The 772-nt window shown below is 60.5% G+C and carries 1 protein-coding gene; it reads right to left on the minus strand.

What is annotated here, in order from left to right; translation table 11 throughout:
• Nucleotides 1-99: 99 nt before the first annotated feature.
• Entirely contained in the window at nucleotides 100-708 is a 609-nt protein-coding gene (locus tag NKH35_RS31910) for a hypothetical protein (protein WP_023696785.1), read from the minus strand.
• Nucleotides 709-772: the final 64 nt, after the last annotated feature.

Consider the following 772-nt stretch of genomic DNA (forward strand, 5'->3'; position numbering starts at 1 on the left):
GCTCGGCCCGAAACAGCCTCGCCTCGGTTTGCACCAGAGTGGTGACATTCTGGGCCAAATCGGTGACTAGCCCGGCAAGGCTGGGATTGTCCTGGGTGTTCATCTGTCCTGCTCCGCGATCTGCGTGGCCCCATCATCGCCGACCACGCCAAAATCTTGTGGACGATCAGCGGACCAACCCTGTGGCTGATCGGTGTGTGATCTGAGGCCTCCCGGAGCGGCCTCAGAATCGGGCGTTGCCGGCGGAGAAGCCTTGATGAACCGCCCGAGAGCCAATCCGGCCAACACCGATCCCGCAAGCAGGACACCGGGATTTTGCCGGCCGAAGGACTGCACGTCATCAAGGACTTGGCTAAAGGGCTTCTGTTTCAAGGACGATGAAAGCCGCTCAAGGCCACTGGCAGCATCCAAAGCGAACTTCGATGCGTTCCTTTCATCGTTGCTGGCAAGGTGATCGCTGGCGGCTCGCAGTGCACCACCCAACGCCGCCAAGCTCGATCCGATGTCGCGCTGCGCCTCCTCCGCCTTGTCGGAGATGACCTGCGTGGCTTCAGATGCATAGTCGCCAGCCTTACGGGTCACCTCGTCCCGCGCGTCGTGAAGCAACTCGCTGGCACGCTCATTTTCCTGGCGAAGTCTGTCGGAGACGTCGCTTTTCGCCTTGTCGAAATCGGTGGGCTGTCCGCCCTGATCGTTCTCATGCTGCATGAGGCCACCTAGTGAAAACCGAGGAAGGAGAGGACCGCGAGCACGACAACGATAAGGCCGATAA

It is taken from the genome of Mesorhizobium sp. M1143, assembly GCF_040318435.1.
In the GTDB taxonomy this organism is placed as follows: Bacteria; Pseudomonadota; Alphaproteobacteria; order Rhizobiales; family Rhizobiaceae; genus Mesorhizobium.

Coding starts and splice junctions, on each gene's coding strand:
- NKH35_RS31910 (WP_023696785.1), bottom strand. CDS start 708: ATGCAGCATGAGAACGATCAGGGCGGACAGCCCACCGATTTCGACAAG.